The 633-nt window shown below is 65.9% G+C and carries 2 protein-coding genes; both read right to left on the bottom strand.

Features of this window, described 5'->3' with window-relative positions; genetic code table 11:
• Positions 1 to 131: DUF2761 domain-containing protein (locus ABD296_RS49800; RefSeq protein WP_344285627.1), on the bottom strand; the 131-nt coding region annotated here is incomplete at its 3' end.
• Position 132: 1 nt separating this feature from the next.
• A complete protein-coding gene (gene kleE, locus ABD296_RS49795; RefSeq protein WP_344285624.1) occupies positions 133 to 462 on the bottom strand; it encodes a KleE stable inheritance protein in 330 nt (109 codons plus the stop codon).
• Between the last annotated feature and the right edge of the window lie 171 nt (positions 463 to 633).

The following is a 633-nucleotide window of genomic DNA, read 5'->3' as shown; positions in this document are numbered from 1 at the left end:
TGCGCGCTGTACCAGTAGGCCGGCGCGTCGCCGTTCAAGTCGCTGTCCGCGTACTCGCGCACCATGACGGCCACGCGGCCAGTGGTCGGCTCCACGAAGCCAGGCGGGTAGGGGAGGGTCTGCTTTGCCATGTCAAAGCCCTTTCGGTTTGTAGATCGAAACGAAGTAGGTGATCGCGGTCAGTGCCGCGAAGTACGCCAGGAACGACCAGCCGGCATACACGCCAGGCGTGTTCCAGTGGTAGAGCATCCGCACGAACTGGAAGAAGGTGATGATCGCCAGCACCCACTTGAGCACCGGCCAGACCAGCACGGTCGCCACCCATACGAACTTGCCCAGGCCGGCCACCAGGCCCCGGCCTTCGGCCTTGGGTGCGGCAGGCCCAGCAGCGGGCGCGGCAGGCTGCCCCGGCCCGGGAGCCGGCGGCTTGCTCGCCCTGGGGAACTTGACGATGTTGGACATGGCTTGACCCTCCACGCGGTTACGTGTTGAATGCTGGATGCTCCCACTCGGAAGCATGGTTACGGTGTGCCAGCACCAGGCCAAGCGGCCCGGATCACTCCGGGGCGTTCCTCCACCTGGGGCCGTCGAACGTGTGGAATGGCGTCATTGCAGCGTGGCTCCGCTCATGCG

The sequence above is a fragment of the Actinomadura napierensis genome (genome assembly GCF_039529375.1).
GTDB classification, from domain to species: Bacteria; Actinomycetota; Actinomycetes; order Streptosporangiales; family Streptosporangiaceae; genus Spirillospora; species Spirillospora napierensis.
The sequence above is the reverse complement of the archived record's forward strand: the minus strand, read 5'-3'. Positions and strand labels throughout refer to the sequence as shown.